Below are 21,486 nucleotides of genomic sequence, written 5' to 3'. Positions count from 1 at the left end.
TAGGTTCCTCGTACGAAGAGGAAGCGTCGACTGGATGGTTTATGATCGGGATCGCAAGGGGGCGGCCCAACTGAAGGATTACAGCTTGGCTGAGAAGCTGACGAAGGAACAAGCCGAGCAGATTAAGCAGCGGCTGGAGACGGCTTGACCGACGTTTGCAACGACTACCGGTGCTCGCACAACGTCCAGATGGACGCGGCGAGATGGCCGGACGAGATGCGGCTATCCGGTCTCCAGCCGCGGTTCACTTGCACAGTCTGAGGCAAGCGCAGCTCAATCATTCGTTCGGTCGATGAGCCGCCAAGGATGGGCACGCGCGGCTGACGGGGGCTACCCTGCCCAAGTTTGGCCGACATGGCCCACATGCTGGTACGAGCCATCTAAGGGGCTATCCGTTGACCTTGGCGGTGTCGTCCGGCAACGTCGTCGCCAAGGCTCTCACGCGCACATTCGGTCAATCGGTGCGAAGTGGTGGCGGTCGGAGTGTGCAGGCTAGCTGAAGCATCATTCCAACGGGCCGCGCCAAACTCGCGAGCGTTTGTAATCTTACAAATGTCACAGCCGCTGGCTAGAAACGTATCGACTGATCAGCACGGGCTCTTTCAATTGGCCATATTGCGATGGCGGCGAGCGAAGAGCACGCTCGCGGAATCCGCGGCGGAGCATCGCAAAGGAGTACAGATGTTCAAGAGACAGGTGTCGGGCCGCAAGCTTAAGTGCGCAACCAAGCGACGTCGAGCGAAGCCGAAGCGGACAGCGCGTCGTCAACTTGACGGAGCGTTCAACTTTGCAACGCGCGTATTGTCGAATTTCGACCCGACCACGGGGGTCGAGGGTGAAATACGGGACCGCATGGTCAGGACGGCGGAAGGGCGCTTCTATTTGATAGAAGGTCCAGACATCAAGCCGGGTGCTCGTGAAGTCGTAACGCCTTATAGGCTCGAAGATGTCTTTGCGTGGTTGCAGGATTGTCCGGAGCAAATCGAGCGGACAGTGATCGTCGGCAACGCCAATTGCAATCTTTTAGAGCGCTGAGTTCTGCTTTGGGCGACAAAGGCGCGGGACGTCAGACGACGCCCTGCGCATTACCGAGTCCCCGAGGGTTTCGTCAGCTTTCCGAAGGCTTATCCGAACAACAAGCTGTTGCAATGAGAATCAATTACGATGACGCCCCCTCCGACGGGCAGAGTCCGGCCAGCAGCGCAATGCGCTGGCCGGCGCTGCTACGACTGCTTACGGCCGCTTTAGCTGCTCAAGGACCAGCCTCTTTCGCTGCTGACGAGAAAGCGAGTGAGCCAGTCAGGCGCCCCCGCGCGCGGCCCCAAGGGCAAACCCACCGGGAAAATATCTCGTCAATGCATGTAAGCAGCGCCGGCTCGCGTAGTTGCTGCGCATGAAGCGCAAGGAGATCACAGAAAACGAGGCGACTGCTCGTCGGTCAATGCATTGTCGAAAACTCCTCGGCAGCGATTCAAGTCACATGATCGTCTTCGTCTCGGTCCGCCTCGAGTTGGTCGGCCTCGTCCGACGCCAGCACAGGAAACTCCCCCGCCAGCATTTTGTCCTTGCTGAGCAGGCCAGCCTCCTCGAGCATCTCCATGTCCGGAAGATCGCGCAGCGTCTCCAGGCCGAAGTGCGACAGGAACGCCTTCGTCGTCACATAGGTGTAGGGCGCGCCGGGCTGGGGGCTACGCGGCCCGGCAGCGATGAACTCCAGTCCGCGCAGACGGGCGATGGTATCGCGGCTGACCTCTTTGCCGAAGAAGGATGACAATTCGGTGCGATTGATCGGCTGGTAGTAGGCGATGCAAGCAAGGATCAGCGCTTCGGTCTGCGACAACGCCTTGCCGTCGCCGGGAGCGCCGATCGCAGCCCGGATCGTTTCGGCGAAGTTTTTCCGGGTGCGGTGCTGCCAGCCGCCAGCGACGGCAACGAGCTCGTAGGGCCGGCCGCGCAGCTCATCACGGATGTCGTCGATCAGAAGGTCAATGCTGCAGTCGCGGCCGACGACGCGCGCCAGAACCTCGCGCGTCACCGGCGCGGGCGAGGCGAAGATCACCGCCTCGACGCGGCCCATCCATTCGCGCCAGCGCAGCTCCGGCGGCAGCTCGGCCAGCTCGATGTCGAGATCCTCTTTTGGCCGCGCGCGCCGCCCCAAATCACCCTCCCAAAATGTCAGAGCCCATACAGTCGGAAGGTGGGGCGGCCGGTCAGCTCGCGCACCGCGCCGAGCGAGACCAGCCGCTCGAATAGCCGCCGTGTGCTGCGGTCACTCGCGGTCCTGCCGGCGCCGGCCGCCTGGGCGTCCTCCATCAGCAGGATCGCCACCATCATGTCGGCATCCTTGGCCCGCAACTTCGGCGCGGAGGCAAGTAGCCGATGGGCGCGCCGCACGAGGTCGGCGTAGAGATCGACGGCAGCAGCAGCGGCGCGCGCATAGGCCAGCGCGCAAGTCCTCGCCCAGGTCTCGTCGGGGCCGCCGGCCTTGCCGGCCGCGCGCAGCTCGGCGCGGCGCAGCTGGCCGGCGAGCAGCGGCACCGCCATCGGCCATTTCAAGCGATGGGCGAGCACAATGTCTGCGAGCCACAAGGCGAGCGGTTCGCTGTCGGGGACGACGCGCAGGCTTATCGCCGCGATCTCGGCAGCGGCCGCGACGGCGCTTCTCTGTCCTGCCGCCAATTTCGCCGCGGCGGTGACGACGTCCTCAAGCGCTTCATTGAAGCGCAGCTCGAACAGCGAGGACAAGGTAAGCATCCAGTCCGTCGGCGCCATGGCGGCCTGCTCGCCGAGATACCGCCAGGCCTTGAGGATGCATCCGCCCGGCCCCGGGTCGTCGGTCTCGCGGCGCAGATACCAGGCGTCACGCAACGCCGCTTCGTCCTCGGTGCGGCCACCCTGGCGAGCGAGGACGGCGGCGTTGGCGAGCGCCAGGCGTTGGCGCCAGAGCTGACCGAGGGGATGCTCGCTGCGGGCGATCGGGTGGACCGCAGCAAGCGCGCCGCCGGCAAAAAACATCGCATCGTCAACCGGTTGGGCGGACGAGCCCTGCCGCGCCCAGCTAGGCACAGGCGGGACGGTCGGCGGGGGCTCGGGGATGATTCGCGCGCGAGAGAGCATGGCTAAGGGTAACAAATGACGGCGCTTGTGACCATTTATTTCGATAAAACCGCCGTGCCTGTCGGCGGATAACAACGACCGATAATGTTGCATTATCGGTCGTTTTGCTCTTTATAGAGAGAATGCCGGGTGTGGCTCGCGTTTCATCGCCGGACGGCCTCCTTTTGGCGTCAGATCGACGAGAATTCGCGTTCATTGCGCGGACCGGGTTCGCGCCCAATTCCCGGACCCCGGCCTGGAGATGGCCTCTCTCGTCGAGCGGAACGCCAAAATTCACGCAAATCGAGCGCGCGGACGAAATCTCGTGCACCATTATGCATCGCTCGGCAGCTTGGTCCGCTGATTCGGCTAGAATCCGCCAATGAAGTCAAAGTTCGATTCGTTCCAGATCAATGATTTGCCGTCCGCCAATGAAACGCGAACGACACCCGGAATCGCCGTCCAGGACCCCGAAGGTCGTGCTCCAGACGCCTCCGCGCTGCCTGAGGGCCCGGCGCCGGCCGTCGATTTTGCCGGCGACGAGGCGGTGCCGGGCGAGATCCGCCGCGGTCTCCCCTCCCCTCTCCTGGCCGCAGAATCCCGCGTGCCGGTCCATCTTGAGCAACTCGCTAATCGCGCCCGTGGCTATGTCGACGCCGCGAGTTCGGCCAACACCCGCCGGGCTTACGCCTCCGACTGGCGGCACTTTGCGGGCTGGTGCCGACGCCAAGGCATCGAGGTCCTTCCACCCTCCCCGCAGACGGTCGGCCTCTACATCACGGCCTGCGCCTCGGGCGCGGCGACGGCTGACCGCAAGGCGAATTCGGTCGCGACGATCGAACGCCGGCTGTCGGCGCTGACCTGGACCTACGCCCAGCGCGGCACGCCGCTCGACCGCGCGGACCGGCATATCGCGACCGTGCTGGCCGGCATTCGTAACACCCATGCCGCCCCTCCCCGGCAGAAGGAAGCCGTTCTGCCGGAGGACGTGATCGCCATGCTGGAGACGCTCGATCGGGGCACGCTCCGCGGCCTGCGGGACCGCGCCATGCTGCTGCTGGGGTTCGCCGGGGGCCTGCGGCGTTCCGAGATCGTCGGCCTCGACCTCCATCGCGACGACACCGAGGACGGCCGTGGCTGGGTCGAGATTCTCGACAAGGGCATGATCGTCACCCTGCGCGGCAAGACCGGCTGGCGCGAGGTTGAGATCGGGCGCGGCTCGTCGGACGCCACCTGCCCTATCGTCGCCCTGCAGATCTGGCTGAAACTGGCCCGGATCGGCCATGGCCCACTGTTCCGCCGTGTGCGGGGTGAAGGCAAGGACGTCGGGCCGGATCGCCTCACCGACCAGCAGGTCGCCCGCCTCGTCAAGCGCGCGGCCCTTGCCGCCGGCGTCCGCGGCGATCTCCCCGAAGGCGAACGGGAGGAGAAATTCGCCGGACATTCCCTCCGTGCCGGCCTCGCCTCCTCGGCCGAGGTCGACGAGCGCTACGTGCAGAAGCAGCTGGGCCATGCCAGCGCCGAGATGACCCGGCGCTATCAGCGGCGCCGCGACCGCTTCCGCGTCAATCTGACCAAGGCGGCAGGCCTTTGATTTCCCTTCCTCTACGGGCCGGTTCCTTCGTCAACGACGGCGACCTTGCAAGAGCCGACCATCTGGCATATACAAACATATACAAACGAAACGAGGAGGCACGACGCATGGTTCGAGCCCATCAACCAGCCGCGAAGGAGGTTCGGCTCTTTCGCAACAACCGCAGTCAGGCGATCCGTATCCCGGCCGAGTTCGAGCTTCCCGGAGAGCGTGCCGTCATCAGCCGCGAAGGCGATCGCCTCGTTATCGAGCCGGTGCGATCGAGCACAGGCTTGCTCAGTTTGCTGGCGAGTTGGTCTCCCCTCAATGAGGAGTTTCCTGACATCGAGGACGCCCCGGTCACGCCCGAGGACATTTTTTGACGCGCTACCTGCTCGACACAAACATTATCAGCGACCTCGTGCGCAATCCTGGCGGCAAGGCCGCGAAACACCTGGAACGCGTCGGTGACGGAAACGTCTGCACCAGCATCGTCGTTGCCGCGGAGTTGCGATATGGCTGCGCAAAAAAGGGATCGGCACCGCTGCTGGAACGGGTCGAATACATCCTGTCGGTGGTTCCCGTCCTTCCGCTGGAAGAGCCAGCCGACGCAGCATACGCAACCATTCGTGCCAATCTCGAACGGGAAGGGCGAACCATTGGCCGCAACGACCTCCTCATCGCCGCACACACCATCTCAATCGGTGCGACCCTGGTGACCGCCAATGTCGGCGAGTTCAGCCGTGTCGACGGCCTGATTGTCGAAAACTGGCTCGACTGAGGCCAAGATATCTCATTCTGCTGGCGTAGATATTCAATTCGTGATATTCAGATATCTCAAAAGGGATATCTCATGCCTCTGTTCATTCGTGATGATGATGTCGACGCCCTTGCGGCGAAGCTGCAGGCGGCCACAAAGGCCAGGACCAAGACCGAGGCTGTGCGTCTCGCGCTCGAGCATGAGCTGCAGCGCGTCCGTGAGAAACAGCCGGCAAGCGAGCGCGCGGCAGCGAGCATTGCCATCGCCAGGACAATGGGGCCGGGTGGCGGCTCCTTCGACATGAAAACCTTCACCGACGACATGTGGGGCGACATCTGATGTATATCGATGCCTCCGCGATCGTGGCCATCCTGGGAGAAGAAAATGACGCCGGGGATCTGCTGGCGCGGCTTGATAGCTCCTCGTCCCAGTTACTGGTGTCGCCGCCGACCGTCTATGAGGCCGTGATCAGCCTCGCCCGGAAGAAGGCGGACGAGAATGGCATGCAGGGTAAGCCAGCGCCTGTGCACTTCATCGAAACCTCACAGTCGGCTGTCGCAACGTTCTTGGAGGATTTCGGGATCAAGGAGATCATGGTTTCAGCCGATATCGGCCGAAAGGCTGTGGATGCCGCCAAACGCTACGGGAAGGTGGTCGGCCACAAGGCGGACCTGAATTTCGGCGACTGCTTCGCCTATGCCGGCGCCAAGGCCTATCACGTGCCCCTGCTCTACAAGGGCAATGATTTCGCCGAAACGGATCTGGCGTAGCGCCGCGGCTTCCGTGGAAGATGAACTCGGCCCTCATCGCGATTTCGGCCTTTGCAGGTTTTTCAGCAGCGCTTCCGACACGCGGAGGCCGGTCCCGGCGCCAACCGAGCCTTCGGATCGAGGTTCGCCGGCATTCCCCGCCGTCTTCTGCGCGTCGAGTTTCGCCCGCAGCAGCGCCATGACCATCGGCCAGGTCGAGAATTTACCGTCCCTCGCCCTGTCGGTCAGGCTGCGGAGATACCCTCCGGCGCTGTTGATCTGATCCGCCCGCTGGTAGATCGCAGCCAGCGTGATCGCCGCATGCTGTTCACCCATGGCCTCACGCGCTTCGCGCCAGGCGCTGGGACTGATCCCCAGCATCGGCCGAGCAATCTCCGCCGCTGCCAGGAAGTCGCGCCAGTGCCGGATTTCGCCGCCTCGCGCCAATTCCAGCAGGTTCGGGCAGGCATCGAGCACGATTCCCAAGGGCAGCTCACGCTTCGGCAAGCTCTGAACGTTGTCGGGTTCCTCGACGGCGCCGCTCGCTTCTTTTCTTTTTGCAGGACTATATTCAGATTCAAAATTAGGGTCTGGATTTGAATTCTGTATGTGACGACCAGAATGGGACTCATTGGCGTCCGGATTCTGTGATTTCGTGAATGTTTCCAGGGCCTCACGTATCTCTGTGTAGAGGCCGTGCAGGTCCACGCAGATGTCATCCAGGACCTGCCTGGGCGCCGATCGTGGCAGCCGACCGATAATCGTCTGGTAGTCCTGCTGAACCTTGCCCCAGTTGCCGGGAACCCCCTCCTCAATGCCGGCGTCAATCAGCTTGACGATGTCCCGCCGCAGCAGCGTGAGACGCTCCTTTGCGACACGGAAGGCTTTCTTCTCGGCCCGGACAGCCTCAGCCAGGTCCTTGAATTCCTCGGCTCTCGCCACGATCGGAGAGAGGTCGAAGCCGTAGGCCTGTTCGATCTCCCCGTCCCTGCCCTTTCTGGCGAAGCGCTTGCCGTTCGGGCTGTCGCGCCGGACGACTAAACCGCAGTCGACCAGCACAGCGATGTGACGCCGCAGCGTCGTCGCCGGCATGCCGTTGGCCCGCGCCATGAGCTGCACGTTTGAGGGCCAGACCACGATCTCGGCACCCCCCGTGAGCGCCGTCTCCGGATGAAAGGTCAGGAGCGCGTTGAGAATCGTCAGCGATCGATCCGTCGCGCCGAGAAGTTCCCTCGCCTCCCGGATATTCTGGAAGACCTGCCACTTGTGCACGATCGCTTCGGGCTTCGCAGTCCGTGCAGCCATCTGATTTGAGATTTGGCCGAGCGTCATCGGCCGCCGCCCGAAGGGCGTCGTTGTAATGTGCGTCTGCATTTTTCCTTCACCTATGTGTCAGGCAAAGAAAATCCGCTCGCCAAAACGGCGCTAAGCTCAGCGCGAGCTCTTGACTGCGATTCGGGGAAGTGCGATTCTCAAAGTCGCCAAACTAGTGAGAAAGGGCTTCCGGAATCCGTTTCGGGGGCCTTTTTTCTTTGCGGTTTGCGTGGTGCCAGGCGATGCATATGCGCCTCGCCGTCATCACGACGAATTCACTCCTTCTTAGTTGGCGCCTCCTCTTCCTTTGCGGCCGCGAATTCCGCGTAAAGTTGGTCCAACCGAGACGAAACCCACGTCGCAAACTCCGGCACTACTTTCTCGTCGAACACCAACGCGGTCTTGCCCGCTGAGCGTTCGACGCGCCCTGCTCGTTTGCCTGCCTGCGTAACCCATACATCGGATCGCTTGGCTGTACTTTTCGGCTGCTTGTCGACGGCCTTCCACACAGCCTGAAACCGACTATCGCTGTCGAGACCGACGACTTCGGGAGCGTTCAGGAGGCTCTCGATTGCGGTGACGACCTTCCCGTCGTCCAGCTTCTCGGCGAGGCCGAGCCACCGGGCCCTGCCGGCTTTTGGAGCCGGCCCGATGCGCAAGACGAACTGCTCGGGGATACGACGCGCAATCGCAATATACCGGCTAAGATCCGCTTTGTCGGTTGAAAGGGCCGCGATGATCGTTGCGCGATCATAACCGGCATCCTCGAGGCGCTTTGCGAAAAACGCCTTCTCGATGAACGACAGATCGGCGCGATCAAGATTCTCGCGCCCTTGGGCGATGACGAGATCGGCGTCAGACAGACTTCGAACGATCGCCTTGACCGATTGACCCAGCCGGACCGCAGCGCGAAGCCGTCGACGGCCATAAGCAATCTGGAAGCGCTCAATTTTCTCGGGATGCGGGCGAACAAGGATCGGCACCTGCTGCCCGTATTCGGAGATACTGGAAACCAGCGCCTCAAAACCCGGATCGACGTCGATGGCAATTCGATCGGCAATCCTGGACCCGTCAATTTGCCCGGGATCGAGTGCGATAACTGTCTCGCCGGCGGCTATTTGCTGTTGCAGCCGCTCGGCAGCTCTAGCCCCCTCGGTCATTTCCTGGAGCGAAGAGCCCATTGCAGCGATCGCGCCTGTGCGGACCCGATCGGTATGCTTCACCTGTGGCGTCGACGCAGCTTCGGGCTTTTTCAGAAAGAGGGAATTGATCGCATCCTTCCGGCTCATACGCGACCTCCTGCCTTGCGCAAAAGGCCACGCCCCGGGTGTTGGGAGCTCCCAACAGCAAGAAGCCAACGGGCCAAATGATCCTTATTCGGGGGAAGGGCAGTGATCGCGTTGGGAGCTCCCAACAACCCGATGGTGGAACCGGATCCCGGCGCACCAAAAGAGCTTGAGGCGGTGGTCATGCTCGCCCCCACGCGGCCTTGATGAGCCCTTCAATCTCTCCATTCACGGCCTGAAGTGACTCCATGGCGCGATCATATGTCGACCGCGTCAGGCTTTCTCGACCGATCTCGTAGAGTGTCTGCTTCGTCAGTCCCGCATCCGAAACCGCGGCGGATTTGACCATCGTATTGGTCAGAACAAAGTCATCAAACATGTTGCGCAAGAGCGCCGCCACCTTGGTCTGCGGGGCGTCCTGCGGCTCAAAGCGAGTCAGCAAATAGCGGACAAAATCGTACTTGAGCTCACCGCCGGCGTCTCGAACCACGCCAAGAAGATCGCGCGTCATCAGGAGAAACTGACTCATGGAAGCGATATCGAGCATCTGGGGATGCACGGTTACGACCATGGCCGTCGCCGCGCAAAGTCCACTCAGCGTCAGGAAGCCAAGCTGAGGGGGGCAATCGATGACGACGATGTCATACTGATCCGCGACATCATCGATAGCCTTGGCAACGCGCGTAAAAAACAGGCCATCGCGCATTTGACCACCAGAGGTGAGGGCCTTCGGCGTCGTATGCTCGAACTCCATCAGCTCCAGATTACCGGGGACAAGATCTAGCCCATCGAAATAGGTCGTGCGAATGACCTCCTTCAACGACTTCTTGTGGTCGTCGTATCGGATCGCCGCATACAGGGTCTGGTTGGCGAGAACTTCCGTCTCGGGAAGCACGCCCAAAAGAGCAGAGAGGCTTGCCTGGGGATCGAGGTCGACCGCCAGAACCCTATACCCTTGGAGGGCCAGATACTGAGCGAGGTGCGCTGATGTCGTTGTCTTGCCAGAACCGCCTTTGAAGTTGGTCACGGCGACCACCTGCAGGTGTTCACCCGGGCGGCGATGGGGAACCACGTCGATCCTATCGCGGCCGCGAAGCGACTCGGCGAGTAGTTGGCGTATCTCATTGATCTGCGCCAACGTATAAAGGCGCCGCCCATTACTCGCGAGATCGGGTTGAGGGCCCTCGCCGGCTAGGGTCATCTTTCTCAAGGTCGAGTCGGAGATGGAAATTAACCGCGCTGCTTCCCCAGAAGTAAACTTGCGAAGCACCTTTTTTGAGGTGGGGGGAAAGAGCGCCTCACTCATAGCCTGAAGCTGCGAGCTGAGGAGATCGGCTTGAGCTCCGATAATCTCGTCGACCGAAGGAATCAGCTTTCGCGCGTGCTCGGCAGCAGGGCTCACGTTGGAATCTCTCATCACGGAAAATCAGGCGAATGCCCGATCTATCCGTGACGGTACCATCGAAGCATGCCCCTGCAAGAGGGTAATGGTTAACGAGGTGTTAACAGTCTCTCACGAATCGGACCTCTCTCAAGGTAATTCATCAACAACTTCAACACTATGGCTAAGCTGGACATTTATGAACGGCCGACGCTGCACTCATACTTTTATTAGGGTCCGGAGCCCGTTTTTCCGTGTTCCACGACCGTTTCCGGAGCCATTTTGCCCCGACTCACCCCCGCGAGCCCGAATCGCACTCATAATTTCATTAGTCGCGCCGGCCCGGCGATGGTGGCTTTTACCCCTCCGAACCCGACAGATTCGGAGCAACATGTCAATCGGCGTTTGACTGGGACCCCCTATCGGCCTCCAAAAGGGACCCCTTTGATCGGCGTGCTCTGCTGGTAGCGCTCGGGTCGTCGGAGCTGGTCGGGGTTGCGGAGACGGCGCGAGCGCGGGTTGTTTGAACATCGTCGCGGCTTTTGAATCGCCAGCTGTCGTTGCCGGTCTCGACGATGTCGCAGTGATGGGTCAATCGGTCGAGTAGCGCGGTGGTCATTTTGGCATCGCCGAACACGCTCGGCCATTCGCCGAACGCAAGATTTGTGGTGACAATGACTGAGGTGCGCTCGTAGAGCCGACTGATGAGATGGAACAAGAGCTGACCGCCGGATTGCGCGAACGGCAGATAGCCCAGCTCGTCGAGGACGATGAAGTCCATGCGGGTCAGATGCTCGGCGAGCCGTCCCTGCCGACCGTTGCGGGTTTCGGTCTCGAGCCGGTTGACGAGGTCGACGACGTTGTAGAAGCGTCCTCTAGCGCCATTGCGGATGCAACTTCTGGCGACGGCAATGGCCAGGTGTGTTTTGCCTGTACCGGTGCCGCCAACCAGCACGACGTTGCGTTGTTGGGCGATGAAGCCGCCGTCAGCGAGATCATTGACGAGAGTCTGATTGATCGGCGTGCCGTCGAACTGGAAGTCGGCGATGTCCTTGGCGAGCGGCAGCTTGGCAATGGTGAGCTGGTATTTGATCGACCTGGCTTGCTTCTCGTTGATCTCGGCGTTGAGCAGGTCGCCGACAATGCGCTGAGGTTCGTGCTGGCGCTTAACGGCAGTTGCCATGATCTCGTCGAAGGCAGCCTTCATGCCGTAGAGCTTGAGTTCGCCCATGAGGTCGAAGATTTGGGTTCGTTCCATCAGATGGTCCTCCGGAGGTTGTCGTAGCGGGCACAATCGGCGATCGGTGCATGACGGAGCGTCAGTGCGGCCGGCGTCATGATGTTGGCCGGTGGGGCGGGTTCACGTTGACGGGCCAGGATATTGAGAACGACATCGGCGGAATGAACGCCATGAGCGAGGGTGTCAGTAACTCGGTGTAAGATGGTTTCTGTGAGTTTACCTTTGACAGGAGACTCACATGGCTACGGATTTTTCACCTGAGATTTTGGACCAGCTTCTTGCCGGGGGCAGCCTCAAGCCAGAAGACTTAGCCGGCGAAGACGGGCTTTTCAGACGACTGAAGAAGGCGCTTCTGGAGCGCGCACTGGGTGCGGAGCTGACCCACCACCTTGGCTATGAGAAGGGCGACCCGGCGGGCCGCGGGTCGGGCAACAGCCGCAACGGCACAAGCAGCAAAGCGCTGTTGACGGACGACGGCGAGATCGAGATCGAGGTGCCGCGCGACCGCGCCGGCACGTTCGAACCGGTGATCGTCGCGAAGGGCCAGACCCGCTTCGACGGCTTCGACGAGAAGATCATCAGTCTCTACGGGCGGGGCATGACGGTACGGGAGATCCAGGGCCATCTGGCCGAGCTCTACGGCACCGAGGTGTCCCCCGATCTGATCAGCAAGGTCACCGACGCGATTCTCGACGAGGTCCGCGAATGGCAGAGCCGGCCGCTGGAAGCGATCTATCCGGTGGTCTTCTTCGACGCGCTCAGGGTCAAGATTCGCGATGAGGGGATGGTCAAGAACAAGGCAGTCTACGTCGTGCTGGGCATCACTGCATCGGGCGAGAAAGACGTGCTCGGGCTTTGGATCGAGCAAACCGAAGGCGCCAAATTCTGGCTCAAGGTCATGAACGATCTGAGGAACCGCGGCGTCGCCGACATCCTGATCGCCGTCGTCGACGGTCTGAAGGGCTTTCCCGAGGCGATCAACAGCGTCTTTCCCAAGGCGATGGTCCAGACCTGCATCGTGCATTTGATCCGCAACAGCCTATCCTTCGTGTCCTGGAAGGATCGCAAGGCGATCCTTCCCTCGATCAAGGCGATCTATCATGCCGAGAATGCCGACGCCGCTCTGCTCAGGCTCGAGGACTTCGAAGCCGAGTGGGGCAAGCGCTATCCCGCGATCGGGGCGGCCTGGCGCCGGGCGTGGGAGCACGTCATTCCGTTCTTCGCCTTCGCGCCGGAGATACGCAAAATGATCTATACCACCAACACGGTCGAGGCGCTGAACCGTTCGCTGCGCAAGATCATCAAAACACGCGGCAGCTTCCCCAACGACGAGGCGGCGATGAAGCTGCTTTACCTCGCCATCAGAAATGCCGGCATCCATTGGCGACGACCGGTTGCATGGACGGCCGCAATGGGCCAGTTTGCCATCCAGTTCGGCGAGCGCTTTGCAGGCTCAGCGGACTGACCCTATGGGGTCAGTCCGCTGACCCCGCAAACCCCTCACAGAGACGCTCTTACACAAAACTTCTGACACTCCCCCATGAGCGACCGCCTCGGCGCAGGCGGCTTCCACCGCGGGCAATCCGTCTGTCAGCACCGCATTGAGGATGTCGACCATCTGTCGATTGCCATCGTCGGCACCGGCGAGTTTGCGCCGTACACGCTCAATCGCTGCGGGCAGCACCCAGTCCTTGAAGGGAGCGCCATTACGCAAGGCACCGGGCTTGCGCACCAGCACGGGCACATAGTGCCAAGGGTCGTAGACCGTCTCGCCGCGACCGAATGATCGCGGGTGCTCGGCAACGATACGTCCATCCTGACGGATCACGATGCGATCGGCATAGGCTTGAACCTCGACCGGTCGTCCGACTGCGCTGGCTGCGACCGAGTACTTGTTGTTGTCGAAGCGCACCAGGCAGGTCTTCGAGACCGATGCCGTCACCGCATGGAAGCCGTCGAAGCGGCCGGCATAGGGAACGAGTTTGGGGCGTTCGGCTTCGAACACGTCCCAGATCGTCTGATCGGTCAGCTCCGGATGGCGATGAGCCTTGGCGTAGGCGATGCATTTGTCGAGCAGCCAGGCGTTTAACTCGTCGAGGGTTTTGAACCGCAGCCGCGGCGTGAAGAAGCGTTCCCGGACCAGCCCGACCTGGTTCTCGACTTGCCCCTTCTCCCAGCCCGACGCTGGCGTACAGGCGACCGGATCGACCAGATAGTGGCTGCACATCTGCAGGAAGCGGCGATTGTAGAGACGGCCTTTACCGACAAAGATCGTCTCCACCGCGGTCTTCATGTTGTCGTAGATGCCGCGGGTGCAGGTGCCTTTGAACAAGGCGAATGCCCGGTCGTGGGCGTCGAACACCATCTCCTGCGTCTCCCGCGGATAGGCCCGCACGAACAGCATGCGGCTGTGACAGAGCCGGACATGAGCAGCCTTCACCATCACCGTGGTGCCGCTCAGCAGGACGACCTCGTGGCTCCAGTCGAACTGGTAAGCTTCGCCGGGTGCAAAGCTCAGCGGCACATAAGCCGACGCTGTCGAGGTGCCGCGTTCCTTGCTCCACCGTCGTGCGTATCGACGAACCGCATCATAGCCGCCGGCATAACCCAGGCCGCGAAGCTCCTCGAATAGCCGGATCAGCGTCAGCCGTTCCCGCGCCGCCTTGCTCTCATTCCCTGCCAGCAACCGATCAAGCTCGGCACTCCAGGCACCCATCTTCGGGAGCGGCTGCGTCTCGCGCTCGTACCGGAACTCCGTCGCTTGAGAACGAATGACCTTGCGAACCACCTTCCGCGATACGCCAAGTTCTCGGCAGATCGCCTTGATCGGACGACCATCAACAAAGTAGGCGCGACGGATCTTACCAATCGTCTCCACCACCAGCATCCCAACCTCGGCTTCCATGACTCGATGGAAGCCACTGTGGACCCTTATCCCGGGGTCCCGATTGGATGCCGATCACCCCGAAAACGGGGTCCTTATTCCATGCCGAAACACAGGCGAGTTCATCGTAGACGTCGAGCGGCGCCAGCTTGACGGCGACACGCGGGATCGAGGCCGCCTCGGGCCGGAAGCGGTCGCGCAGCGCGGCAAGATCGGGTAACTGCCCGGCGTCCAGATTCATCGCGATCGCCTCGGCGAGTTCTGCTTCGCAGGCGCGCTCGTGAGCCAGCGCCAGAAGCTCGACCGTCACCTTGCAGGCGCGCCGGTCATCACCATGCTCCCGCAAGGTCTCGAACAGACGTTTGTAAGCTGCACGCGGGAAGAGTTGGTCGCGATAAACGAGATTGAGGAGCGCCATCGGCTTGCGCCGCAGGGCATGGATGACGTGCCGGTAATCCACGACATGACCGCCGTGGCTCTCGGACACAGGCCGACCGCGCCGCAGCGTTACGACCGGTGTGACGCCAAGGAAGCATTCGAGCCGGTCGTCGAAGATGCGCACACGCAGGCGATGGCCGATCAATCTTGAAGGCACGGTGTAGAACACGCGCCGCAGGATGAAGCCGCCTGACGACGTCACCGGGATCACTTTCTCCTCGAAGTCGGTCGTGCGGCCTTTTGGCAGCGGCGCCAATGCCTCCTTCTCGAGCGCGATCGGCTTGGCGAGGTTGGCGTTGCGCCGGCCGACAATCTCGTCGACAAAAGCCCGGTACGCATCGAGACTGGCGAAGTCGCGCGTCCCCCGCAGCAACAGCGCATCTTCCAGTGCCCGCTTGAGATGGCCGTGCGCGCTCTCGATCGAGCCGTTCTCATGTGCGATGCCCGCATTGTTGCGCGTTGGCGCCATGCCATAGTGGCCCATCAGCCCGGCGTAGCGCTGCGTCAGATCCTCCCGTGCGTCGGCGGCCAGATTGCGGAACGCTGCCGACAGGCTGTCGCTGCGATGCTCCCGCGGCACGCCGCCAAGCGCCCACAGCGCGTTCTGCAAGCCCTCTGCCAGGGCGACGAAGCTTTCGCCGCCGAGCACGACATGGGCATGCTCGAAGCCGGAGAACGCCAACCGGAAGTGATAGAGCCGGTGATCGAGCGGCTCACCCGCGATGGTAATACCGAGCGCGCTCACGTCGGTGAAGTCGGACAGACCCAGGCGGCCGGGCTCGTGCTGCTGGCGGAAGATCACGTCCTGTTCGGGGCCGTTGAGCGCCCGCCAGGCGTTGATGCGCCGCTCCAGCGTGCGGCGGATGTTCGGGTTCAGGTCATGATGCCGTCGGCGCAACTCGTCCAGCACGCCGATCACGCGGATGCCGGGCGCAGCCTTCAGGATCGGAACGATCTCGGCCTCCCAATACTGCGCGAGCGGATCGGACCGGCGCCGGCCCCTCGGCGTCTTCTTCTGCGATGGCGGGCGACAATCGCCCTCGATTCGATACGCGCTTGCCTTCGAGAACCCCGCCTTGGCCGCGGCGGCTTCGGGGGACAGTGTCTGTCGGTAGGTCATGTACAGCCTCATCTGGTGGTCGGTGATGTGGAAGCCAGGCAAGGCATCGATTCCCTCTTGTCGAGACGAATCAACAGCTTGCACCAGCCGCACCCGGCCGCCAGACGGGTCCGCAAACGCGCGACGCCGATGGGGACGGTCCTCCGGTCGGGCTACGCCCTCCCTTCGGTCCGCCCCCATCGGCGCAGTCTCACCTTGATTGTCGCTGGAGTCTCACCCTGATCGCCGCCGCGCAAACGATGCTGGTGCCATAAAGTGAGCAACGTACTCGACAAGGTCGCCAAATCCGTGCAGGGCCCCATGAAGAACGACCTGCGGAACATCTATCTGGCCCCACACCGGGCCGAAGCTGAAACCGCGATCGACGTCTTCGTCGAGAAATACCACGTCAAATACGGACGTGCGGTGGAGTGCCTGATCAAGGATCGCCATGCGCTGCTCGCCTTCTTCGACTTCCCTGCTGAGCACTGGATCCACCTACGCAGCTCGAACCCGATCGAGAGCGTCTTCGCCACGGTGCGCCACCGAACGGTGCGGACCAAGGGATCGCTGTCGCAACAAACTGCGAAGCTGATGGTGTTCAAGCTCATCGACGCCGCATCGAAGACCTGGCGGCGATTGAAGAGCACGAACCAGTTGCCGAAAGTCATCGCCGGTGTAAAGTTCATCGACGGAATCGAAGTCATTCCGAACACTGAAAGCCACGCCGCCTGATCAGGCCGCGTCACCCAAAATCAGCCATAGCTCAATCAGACGCACTGCGTGACCCAGCTTGCCAATCTCACGAGCCCAGTGATGGGCGCTGGCGCAGGCTTCCATCGCTACCAGGCACGCAGGCTGCTGAGCAAAGAAAGCCAGCACATTATCACGACGCAGCTGTTTGCGGAAAACAACAACGCCGCCAGCGTCTGCGCCATGTGCCTGAAAAACATGTTTCGCCAAGTCTAGTCCAATCGTGCTAACTTCGTTCACGGACGCTTCCTCTTTCTGACGGTTCAACACCCTTCACTTTGGCACATCGATGCCGTCGAGGGGCGTCCACCCCATCACAGCAACTGCAGCAGACAGAGTCTCTGGCTGCGTGATAGAAAGGGATCAGGAGCGATCCGTTTCCAACTAAACAAACCGGTTCAACCGGTCCCGCTCCGCGGGTCCATTTTAGCGCAACCCCGACCAGCTCCGCCGATCGCATGTTGCTCCACCCGCGCCTCGTGGCGTAAAATAAGTCGAGACTCTAATTGCCGCTGGATGAAAGTTCGGGGGCAGGTCAGCATCAATCAACGCCTGTACGGCCGCTCAAACGGGTACGCCCATATCCTCTGCAGCTGCCGTGACGACTTTGAGTGGTTCCTCGAGCTCTTTTTGGTCGAATGCGTCGCGCAGCTCACGAGGCGCCCGCGTCAGCATCCAAGCGTCAGCCTTCCGGCGACCGCCAGCTGACCAGTCCGGCCCTCGCCGGCGAACGCGATGTCCCACCGCCAGTTACACCATGCTCAGGGACACGATCTGGCATTGATGAGCTGTTTAAGGTCGTTGATAGGCGTCGAGCCAGAACTTGGCGGTTTTCCGGGACACTCATCATAGTCACATGGTCGCCTGGAATTGGCACGGCATGAATGGTCTCCGCACTCAAAATCCGGTCCCAACCCCGCAAAGGCGAACTTGCTTCTGGACCTAGCGAAGTTTTTCGAGAACGTGTCCGACGGCTAAGAGGTCGGTTCGCGTAGAATTGGTGTATCTCAACCGGAAGGGACGGAACTTGATACAAGGCCAGCGCCCGTTGGAACTGCGTGGCCCTTTCATACGTCAGAATGTCATTGCGGAGATCACGATCCAGAGGGATCGCCCCAATTCTCTGAGCCTTTTCAAGCAGTCGGGAAATTGAATTTTGTCCAGCGAAGCGGTCGAGGATTTCGAACTTCTCGTCATCTAATTCGAGAGATTCCAGCAGTACTTCTTGTATCATTTGGGTGGGTGATGTCCTTGATGCATTTGCAAATAAAACAACGTCAATTAGGCCGATGAAGGAAACAGCTTCGTTGAGCTTTAGTAGCTGCTGCGCAATTGCATAAGCCAAGATTCCTCCTGATGAGTATCCAGAGAACCGATATGGACCTCGCGGCTGGATCTCGCGAATCGCCATGCTAGCTTGCGAGGCGATCTCTTGAACAGTTGGAAATTGAGCTGCACTGAATTGCGGCCATGGCAAACCGTAGACAGGACAGTCGACATCCATTTCTTGCGCCAAACTGGCTATATAGGAGCAATCGCCCAAACCTGTGGGAACAAAGAACAGCGGCGGCTGCGATCCGGTTTCTCGAACACAAATCAGTCCCGACCTGCTGGGCTGAGATTCCAAATGAACGTTCGATGCAAGTTCCTTTAGAGCGGGGGCTTGGAAGAGGTCGGCGGCGCTGAACTTGATCCCGAGATCGACTGCGCGACTGAGCAACTGCACCGCCAGCAGCGAGTGTCCGCCGAGTTCGAAGAAATTGTCGTGGCGCCCGACCCGCTCGAGCCCCAGAAGCTCGGCCCAGATCTCGGCCAGCGCCGTCTCGATCTCGCCCCGCGGCGGCTCGTACGTCCGACGCGCATACGCATCATCTTCCGGCGCCGGCAGCGCCTTGCGATCGAGCTTGCCGTTCACCGTCAGCGGCAGCCCCGATAGCCGCACGAACGCCGAGGGCACCATGTAGTCCGGCAGCCGCGCACTCACATGCGCGCGCAAGGCGCCGGCCAACGTGCTTCCATCTTCCTCGTCCGAGCCGGCCTCGGGCGCGCACACCAGATAGGCCACAAGATGCTTGTCGCCGGCGCCATCCTGTTGCGCCACCACCACCGCCTCGCGCACCAACGGGTGCTCGCAAAGCCGCGCCGCAATCTCCCCGGGCTCGATCCGGAAGCCGCGGATCTTCACCTGCTCGTCGTTGCGGCCCAGGAACTCCAGATTGCCGTCCGGCAAGTACCGCGCAAGATCCCCGGTCCGGTACAGCCGGTCGCCCTCCACAAAGGGGCTGGCGATGAACCGCTCCGCCGTCAGCGCGGGCCGGTTCAGATAGCCCCGCGCAACTCCCGCCCCGCCAATGTAAAGCTCCCCCACCGCCCCAAACGGAACCGGCGCACCATGACCGTCCAGCAGATACACTCGCGTGTTGGCAATCGGACGGCCGATCGGGACAGCTGCGCCATCAAAATCATCCGGGCAACTCCAGGTCGTCGCGCAGACTGTTGCTTCGGTAGGTCCATAGGCGTTCACAATAGATGCTGCAGGCAGGCCTCGGATAAGTTCGGCCCTCGGGAGCTCTCCAGCAAGAATGAGAAGTTGCGGCGCCAAATATTCCAGATTCTGGCTTCCCTGAAGCAATGCTGGAGGCAACGTCGCATGCGTGATGGCTTCGTTTCGCAGATAATCCGATAGCTCTTTAGTCGATTGACGGAGCTCATCCGCAAGCAAATGCAATGCGGCTCCTGAGCCAAATGCCATGACAATTTCCGACGCACTGGCATCAAAACCAAAGGAGGCGAACTGCACCACTCGGCTGTTCGAACAAACGCCAAAAAGCACGATCTGAGCCAACCCCAGATTGACCAATCCCCGATGCTCGACCATGACGCCCTTTGGGGTGCCTGTTGAGCCTGAGGTGTAGATCACATAGGCGAGATGGCGTGAGCTCAGGCCGAGGGCACGCGGGTCGGGGTTCGAGGCCGGCAGCTCGGCCCAGGCCGGTGTCGCCGTCTCGAGATCGACCACCGTCACATCCCCCAGCGCATCGCAGCCAAGCGCCGATCGTCCCGCCGCATCGGCCAGCAGCAGCTGCGGCGCGGCATCGTCGAGCACCTGGCGCAGCCGCGCCGACGGATAGGCCGGATCCAGCGGCAGGTAGGCGCCACCCGCCTTGAGGATCGCCAACAGCCCCACCACCATCGCCGGGCTGCGTTCCAGGCAGATCGCCACCGGCTGGTCCGGCCTGACCCCGAGCCCGATCAGGTGATGCGCCAGCCGGTTGGCCCGCGCATTGAGCTCGCCGTAGCTCAGGCGCTCGTCCTCGAAGACCACCGCCACCGCCTCCGGCGCCTTGCGCACCTGCTCCTCGAACAGCTCATGGATGCACTGCTGCTCAGGATACGGCGCCGCCGTCCGGTTCAGCTCCTCCAACAGATACGCGCGCTCAGCAGGTGGCAGGATATCCAGTTCGCGGACCGGCGTGTTCGGCGCATGCGCCAGCGCCTCGGCCAGTTGCTCGAGCGCCCGCTGCATGTAGCCGCAGACCCGCTCCGCAGAGATGCCCTCCACCACCTGCGCCGTCAGCCCGAGCGCCTCGCCAAAATCCTCCACCGCCAAGGTCAGCGGATAGTTGGTGCGTTCCTCCCCGCCCAGCCATTCCACGCCGGACAGCTCATCATCCGGTCCGGCGCCGGAGATTGCCGCCGGCGTGTTGTGGCGGTAGTTCAACAGCGCGCTGAACAGCGGCGCCGGCGCCGCAACGCCGCTGCAGCGTTGCGCCAGCGCCAGCGAGGCATGCTCGTGCGCCAAGAGCTCGGCCAGCCGGGCGTGCGTGGTCCGCACGCTCGCCTCGACCCCGGTCCCATCAAGATCAAGCCGCAGCGGCAGGGTGTTGATGAACAGGCCCATGGTACGGTCGCTACCAACGCCCCCATGCATGCGGCCGAACAGCAACGTGCCGAACACCACCTGCTCGCGGCCGCTGCTGCGCGCCACCACCTGCCCCCAGGCCAGATGGCATAGGCTCGCCAGGCTCACCCCAAGCCGCCGCGCCTGGCTGCGCAGCCGCGTGTGCAGCGCCTGCGGCAGCATCCGATGCGCTTCATTAACCCCGCCGCCGTCGCCGCGCACCTCGCTTAAGCCGAACGGCGTGGTCGGCTCATCGATGTCCGCCAGCATCGTCCGAAAGAACTCTTCATGCGCTTTGGCGTCCCCGCCGAGATGCGCCTGCGCCACCAGGTTGCGGAACGGCTGCGGGACTGCCAGCTCACGCTCACGTCCCTCCAGCACAGCCCGGACCTCGGCATGCATCACCTCCAACGTGGTATGATCCCCGATCAGATGATGCTGCAGCTCCAAAAGCAGCCAGCGCGCGCTGTCGGGCTCGCGCGCAATCACAAACCGCAACAGCGGCGCCCGGCCAAGATCGATGCGGTGCCGGCGCGGATCAAACCGTCTCCTGAGCTGCGCGTGGCCAGGACCGCCAGAGCCCAGCTCAACCTCGGTCACATCCAGCGGCGCCTTCCGCCACACCACCTGGGCCGGGCGCGACAGGCCCTCCCAGACATACGACGTACGCAGAATGTCGTGCCGATCCACCAGCCGCTGAACCGCGGCGAGATAGCGATCCAGCAGCCCACGCTCGGCAAACGCCATCTGCGAGACCAGCAGATACGGATCGCCCTTCGTCGCCAACAGATGATGGAACAGGATGCCGTCCTGCAGCGGCGACAACGCATAAATGTCCTGGATGTTGCCGATGCCACCGGGCACCGTGGCGACGATCCGGTCGATCTCTTCCTGCGCCAACTCGATCAGTGGCAGCATCTGCGGCGTAATCGAGCTGCTCTCTGCCGTGATCAGGTTGGCCGGGACCGCCACCTCGTGATGACACCCCAAGGCTTGCGGCCAGATCGGCCAG

The 21,486-nt window shown here is 62.0% G+C and carries 14 protein-coding genes and 5 pseudogenes; 8 read left to right on the top strand and 11 right to left on the bottom strand.

Annotation, left to right across the window (positions count from 1 at the left end; translation table 11 throughout):
• The first annotated feature begins 681 nt into the window (after positions 1-681).
• Positions 682-1,035, top strand: a complete 354-nt coding sequence (locus ABIF91_RS44115; RefSeq protein WP_028182292.1) for a hypothetical protein — start codon at positions 682-684, stop codon at positions 1,033-1,035.
• A 436-nt stretch (positions 1,036-1,471) separates the two neighbouring features.
• Here the strand turns inward: ABIF91_RS44115 and scpB are convergent, their stop codons facing one another.
• Both scpB and ABIF91_RS44105 read right to left on the bottom strand, forming a co-directional pair.
• Positions 1,472-2,158, bottom strand: coding sequence for an SMC-Scp complex subunit ScpB (gene scpB / locus ABIF91_RS44110; RefSeq protein WP_028182291.1), 687 nt, complete (start codon positions 2,156-2,158; stop codon positions 1,472-1,474).
• 17 nt (positions 2,159-2,175) lie between these two features.
• Positions 2,176-3,117 carry a DUF1403 family protein gene (locus ABIF91_RS44105; RefSeq protein WP_028182290.1) on the bottom strand — a complete coding sequence of 314 codons (942 nt, stop codon included), beginning with the start codon at positions 3,115-3,117 and terminating at the stop codon, positions 2,176-2,178.
• 361 nt (positions 3,118-3,478) lie between these two features.
• Between ABIF91_RS44105 and ABIF91_RS44100 the strand changes: the two genes are divergently transcribed.
• The 5 genes from ABIF91_RS44100 to ABIF91_RS44080 all read left to right on the top strand — a co-directional run bounded on the left by ABIF91_RS44100 (position 3,479) and on the right by ABIF91_RS44080 (position 6,199).
• Positions 3,479-4,690: a tyrosine-type recombinase/integrase gene (locus ABIF91_RS44100; protein WP_424579886.1), complete on the top strand. Its 1,212-nt coding sequence runs from the start codon at positions 3,479-3,481 to the stop codon at positions 4,688-4,690.
• Between the two features lie 107 nt (positions 4,691-4,797).
• A complete protein-coding gene (locus tag ABIF91_RS44095) occupies positions 4,798-5,052 on the top strand; it encodes an AbrB/MazE/SpoVT family DNA-binding domain-containing protein (RefSeq protein ID WP_035676319.1) in 255 nt (84 codons plus the stop codon).
• Positions 5,049-5,450: a type II toxin-antitoxin system VapC family toxin gene (locus ABIF91_RS44090; protein WP_035676321.1), complete on the top strand. Its 402-nt coding sequence runs from the start codon at positions 5,049-5,051 to the stop codon at positions 5,448-5,450. Before ABIF91_RS44095 ends, ABIF91_RS44090 begins: the two co-directional genes overlap by 4 nt.
• 72 nt (positions 5,451-5,522) lie before the next feature.
• A complete protein-coding gene (locus ABIF91_RS44085) occupies positions 5,523-5,768 on the top strand; it encodes a type II toxin-antitoxin system VapB family antitoxin (protein WP_035676323.1) in 246 nt (81 codons plus the stop codon).
• Positions 5,768-6,199: a type II toxin-antitoxin system VapC family toxin gene (locus tag ABIF91_RS44080; RefSeq protein ID WP_050995330.1), complete on the top strand. Its 432-nt coding sequence runs from the start codon at positions 5,768-5,770 to the stop codon at positions 6,197-6,199. Before ABIF91_RS44085 ends, ABIF91_RS44080 begins: the two co-directional genes overlap by 1 nt.
• A gap of 33 nt (positions 6,200-6,232) precedes the next feature.
• Here the strand turns inward: ABIF91_RS44080 and repC are convergent, their stop codons facing one another.
• The 5 genes and pseudogenes from repC to ABIF91_RS44055 all read right to left on the bottom strand — a co-directional run.
• The gene (gene repC / locus ABIF91_RS44075; RefSeq protein ID WP_035676325.1) at positions 6,233-7,552 is read right to left on the bottom strand and encodes a plasmid replication protein RepC; all 1,320 of its coding nucleotides are present in this window, start codon (positions 7,550-7,552) and stop codon (positions 6,233-6,235) included.
• 215 nt (positions 7,553-7,767) lie between these two features.
• On the bottom strand, positions 7,768-8,781 hold the full coding sequence (gene repB, locus ABIF91_RS44070) for a plasmid partitioning protein RepB (protein WP_035676327.1): 1,014 nt from the start codon (positions 8,779-8,781) through the stop codon (positions 7,768-7,770).
• Between the two features lie 178 nt (positions 8,782-8,959).
• On the bottom strand, positions 8,960-10,195 hold the full coding sequence (gene repA, locus ABIF91_RS44065) for a plasmid partitioning protein RepA (protein ID WP_193374353.1): 1,236 nt from the start codon (positions 10,193-10,195) through the stop codon (positions 8,960-8,962).
• Between the two features lie 358 nt (positions 10,196-10,553).
• Positions 10,554-11,417, bottom strand: a complete 864-nt coding sequence (gene istB / locus ABIF91_RS44060) for an IS21-like element helper ATPase IstB (RefSeq protein WP_038952122.1) — start codon at positions 11,415-11,417, stop codon at positions 10,554-10,556.
• Positions 11,417-11,584: pseudogene (locus ABIF91_RS44055) on the bottom strand (IS21 family transposase); the annotation flags it as partial. The pseudogene ABIF91_RS44055 and the gene istB, both read right to left, overlap by 1 nt.
• 53 nt (positions 11,585-11,637) lie before the next feature.
• Between ABIF91_RS44055 and ABIF91_RS44050 the strand changes: the two are divergent.
• Positions 11,638-12,864, top strand: a complete 1,227-nt coding sequence (locus ABIF91_RS44050) for an IS256 family transposase (protein WP_424578759.1) — start codon at positions 11,638-11,640, stop codon at positions 12,862-12,864.
• A gap of 72 nt (positions 12,865-12,936) precedes the next feature.
• Here the strand turns inward: ABIF91_RS44050 and istA (ABIF91_RS44045) are convergent.
• A pseudogene (gene istA / locus ABIF91_RS44045) lies at positions 12,937-14,286 on the bottom strand (IS21 family transposase); the annotation flags it as partial.
• 115 nt (positions 14,287-14,401) lie between these two features.
• Positions 14,402-15,883 (bottom strand): annotated as a pseudogene (gene istA / locus ABIF91_RS44040) (IS21 family transposase); the annotation flags it as partial.
• Positions 15,884-16,075: 192 nt separating this feature from the next.
• Between istA (ABIF91_RS44040) and ABIF91_RS44035 the strand changes: the two are divergent.
• A pseudogene (locus ABIF91_RS44035) lies at positions 16,076-16,555 on the top strand (transposase); the annotation flags it as partial.
• A gap of 33 nt (positions 16,556-16,588) precedes the next feature.
• On the opposite strand, the pseudogene ABIF91_RS44030 reads toward ABIF91_RS44035, so the two are convergent.
• A pseudogene (locus tag ABIF91_RS44030) lies at positions 16,589-16,813 on the bottom strand (IS110 family transposase); the annotation flags it as partial.
• A gap of 442 nt (positions 16,814-17,255) precedes the next feature.
• On the bottom strand, positions 17,256-21,392 hold the full coding sequence (locus ABIF91_RS44025) for a non-ribosomal peptide synthetase (RefSeq protein ID WP_424579885.1): 4,137 nt from the start codon (positions 21,390-21,392) through the stop codon (positions 17,256-17,258).
• Positions 21,393-21,486 lie beyond the last annotated feature (94 nt).

This window comes from Bradyrhizobium sp. USDA 241 (assembly GCF_049739505.1).
GTDB lineage: Bacteria > Pseudomonadota > Alphaproteobacteria > Rhizobiales > Xanthobacteraceae > Bradyrhizobium > Bradyrhizobium liaoningense.
Note: the sequence above shows the minus strand (reverse complement) of the source record. Positions and strands in the feature narration are given on the sequence as shown.

What these genes read in the sequence shown, in the direction of transcription:
- istB (WP_038952122.1), bottom strand. Translation starts at nt 11,417, where the DNA reads ATGGAACGAACCCAAATCTTCGACCTCATGGGCGAACTCAAGCTCTAC.
- ABIF91_RS44050 (WP_424578759.1), top strand. Translation starts at nt 11,638, where the DNA reads ATGGCTACGGATTTTTCACCTGAGATTTTGGACCAGCTTCTTGCCGGG.
- ABIF91_RS44095 (WP_035676319.1), top strand. Translation starts at nt 4,798, where the DNA reads ATGGTTCGAGCCCATCAACCAGCCGCGAAGGAGGTTCGGCTCTTTCGC.
- ABIF91_RS44115 (WP_028182292.1), top strand. Translation starts at nt 682, where the DNA reads ATGTTCAAGAGACAGGTGTCGGGCCGCAAGCTTAAGTGCGCAACCAAG.
- ABIF91_RS44025 (WP_424579885.1), bottom strand. Translation starts at nt 21,392, where the DNA reads ATGCTGCCACTGATCGAGTTGGCGCAGGAAGAGATCGACCGGATCGTC.
- repA (WP_193374353.1), bottom strand. Translation starts at nt 10,195, where the DNA reads ATGAGAGATTCCAACGTGAGCCCTGCTGCCGAGCACGCGCGAAAGCTG.
- ABIF91_RS44080 (WP_050995330.1), top strand. Translation starts at nt 5,768, where the DNA reads ATGTATATCGATGCCTCCGCGATCGTGGCCATCCTGGGAGAAGAAAAT.
- ABIF91_RS44100 (WP_424579886.1), top strand. Translation starts at nt 3,479, where the DNA reads ATGAAGTCAAAGTTCGATTCGTTCCAGATCAATGATTTGCCGTCCGCC.
- repB (WP_035676327.1), bottom strand. Translation starts at nt 8,781, where the DNA reads ATGAGCCGGAAGGATGCGATCAATTCCCTCTTTCTGAAAAAGCCCGAA.
- ABIF91_RS44105 (WP_028182290.1), bottom strand. Translation starts at nt 3,117, where the DNA reads ATGCTCTCTCGCGCGCGAATCATCCCCGAGCCCCCGCCGACCGTCCCG.
- ABIF91_RS44085 (WP_035676323.1), top strand. Translation starts at nt 5,523, where the DNA reads ATGCCTCTGTTCATTCGTGATGATGATGTCGACGCCCTTGCGGCGAAG.
- repC (WP_035676325.1), bottom strand. Translation starts at nt 7,552, where the DNA reads ATGCAGACGCACATTACAACGACGCCCTTCGGGCGGCGGCCGATGACG.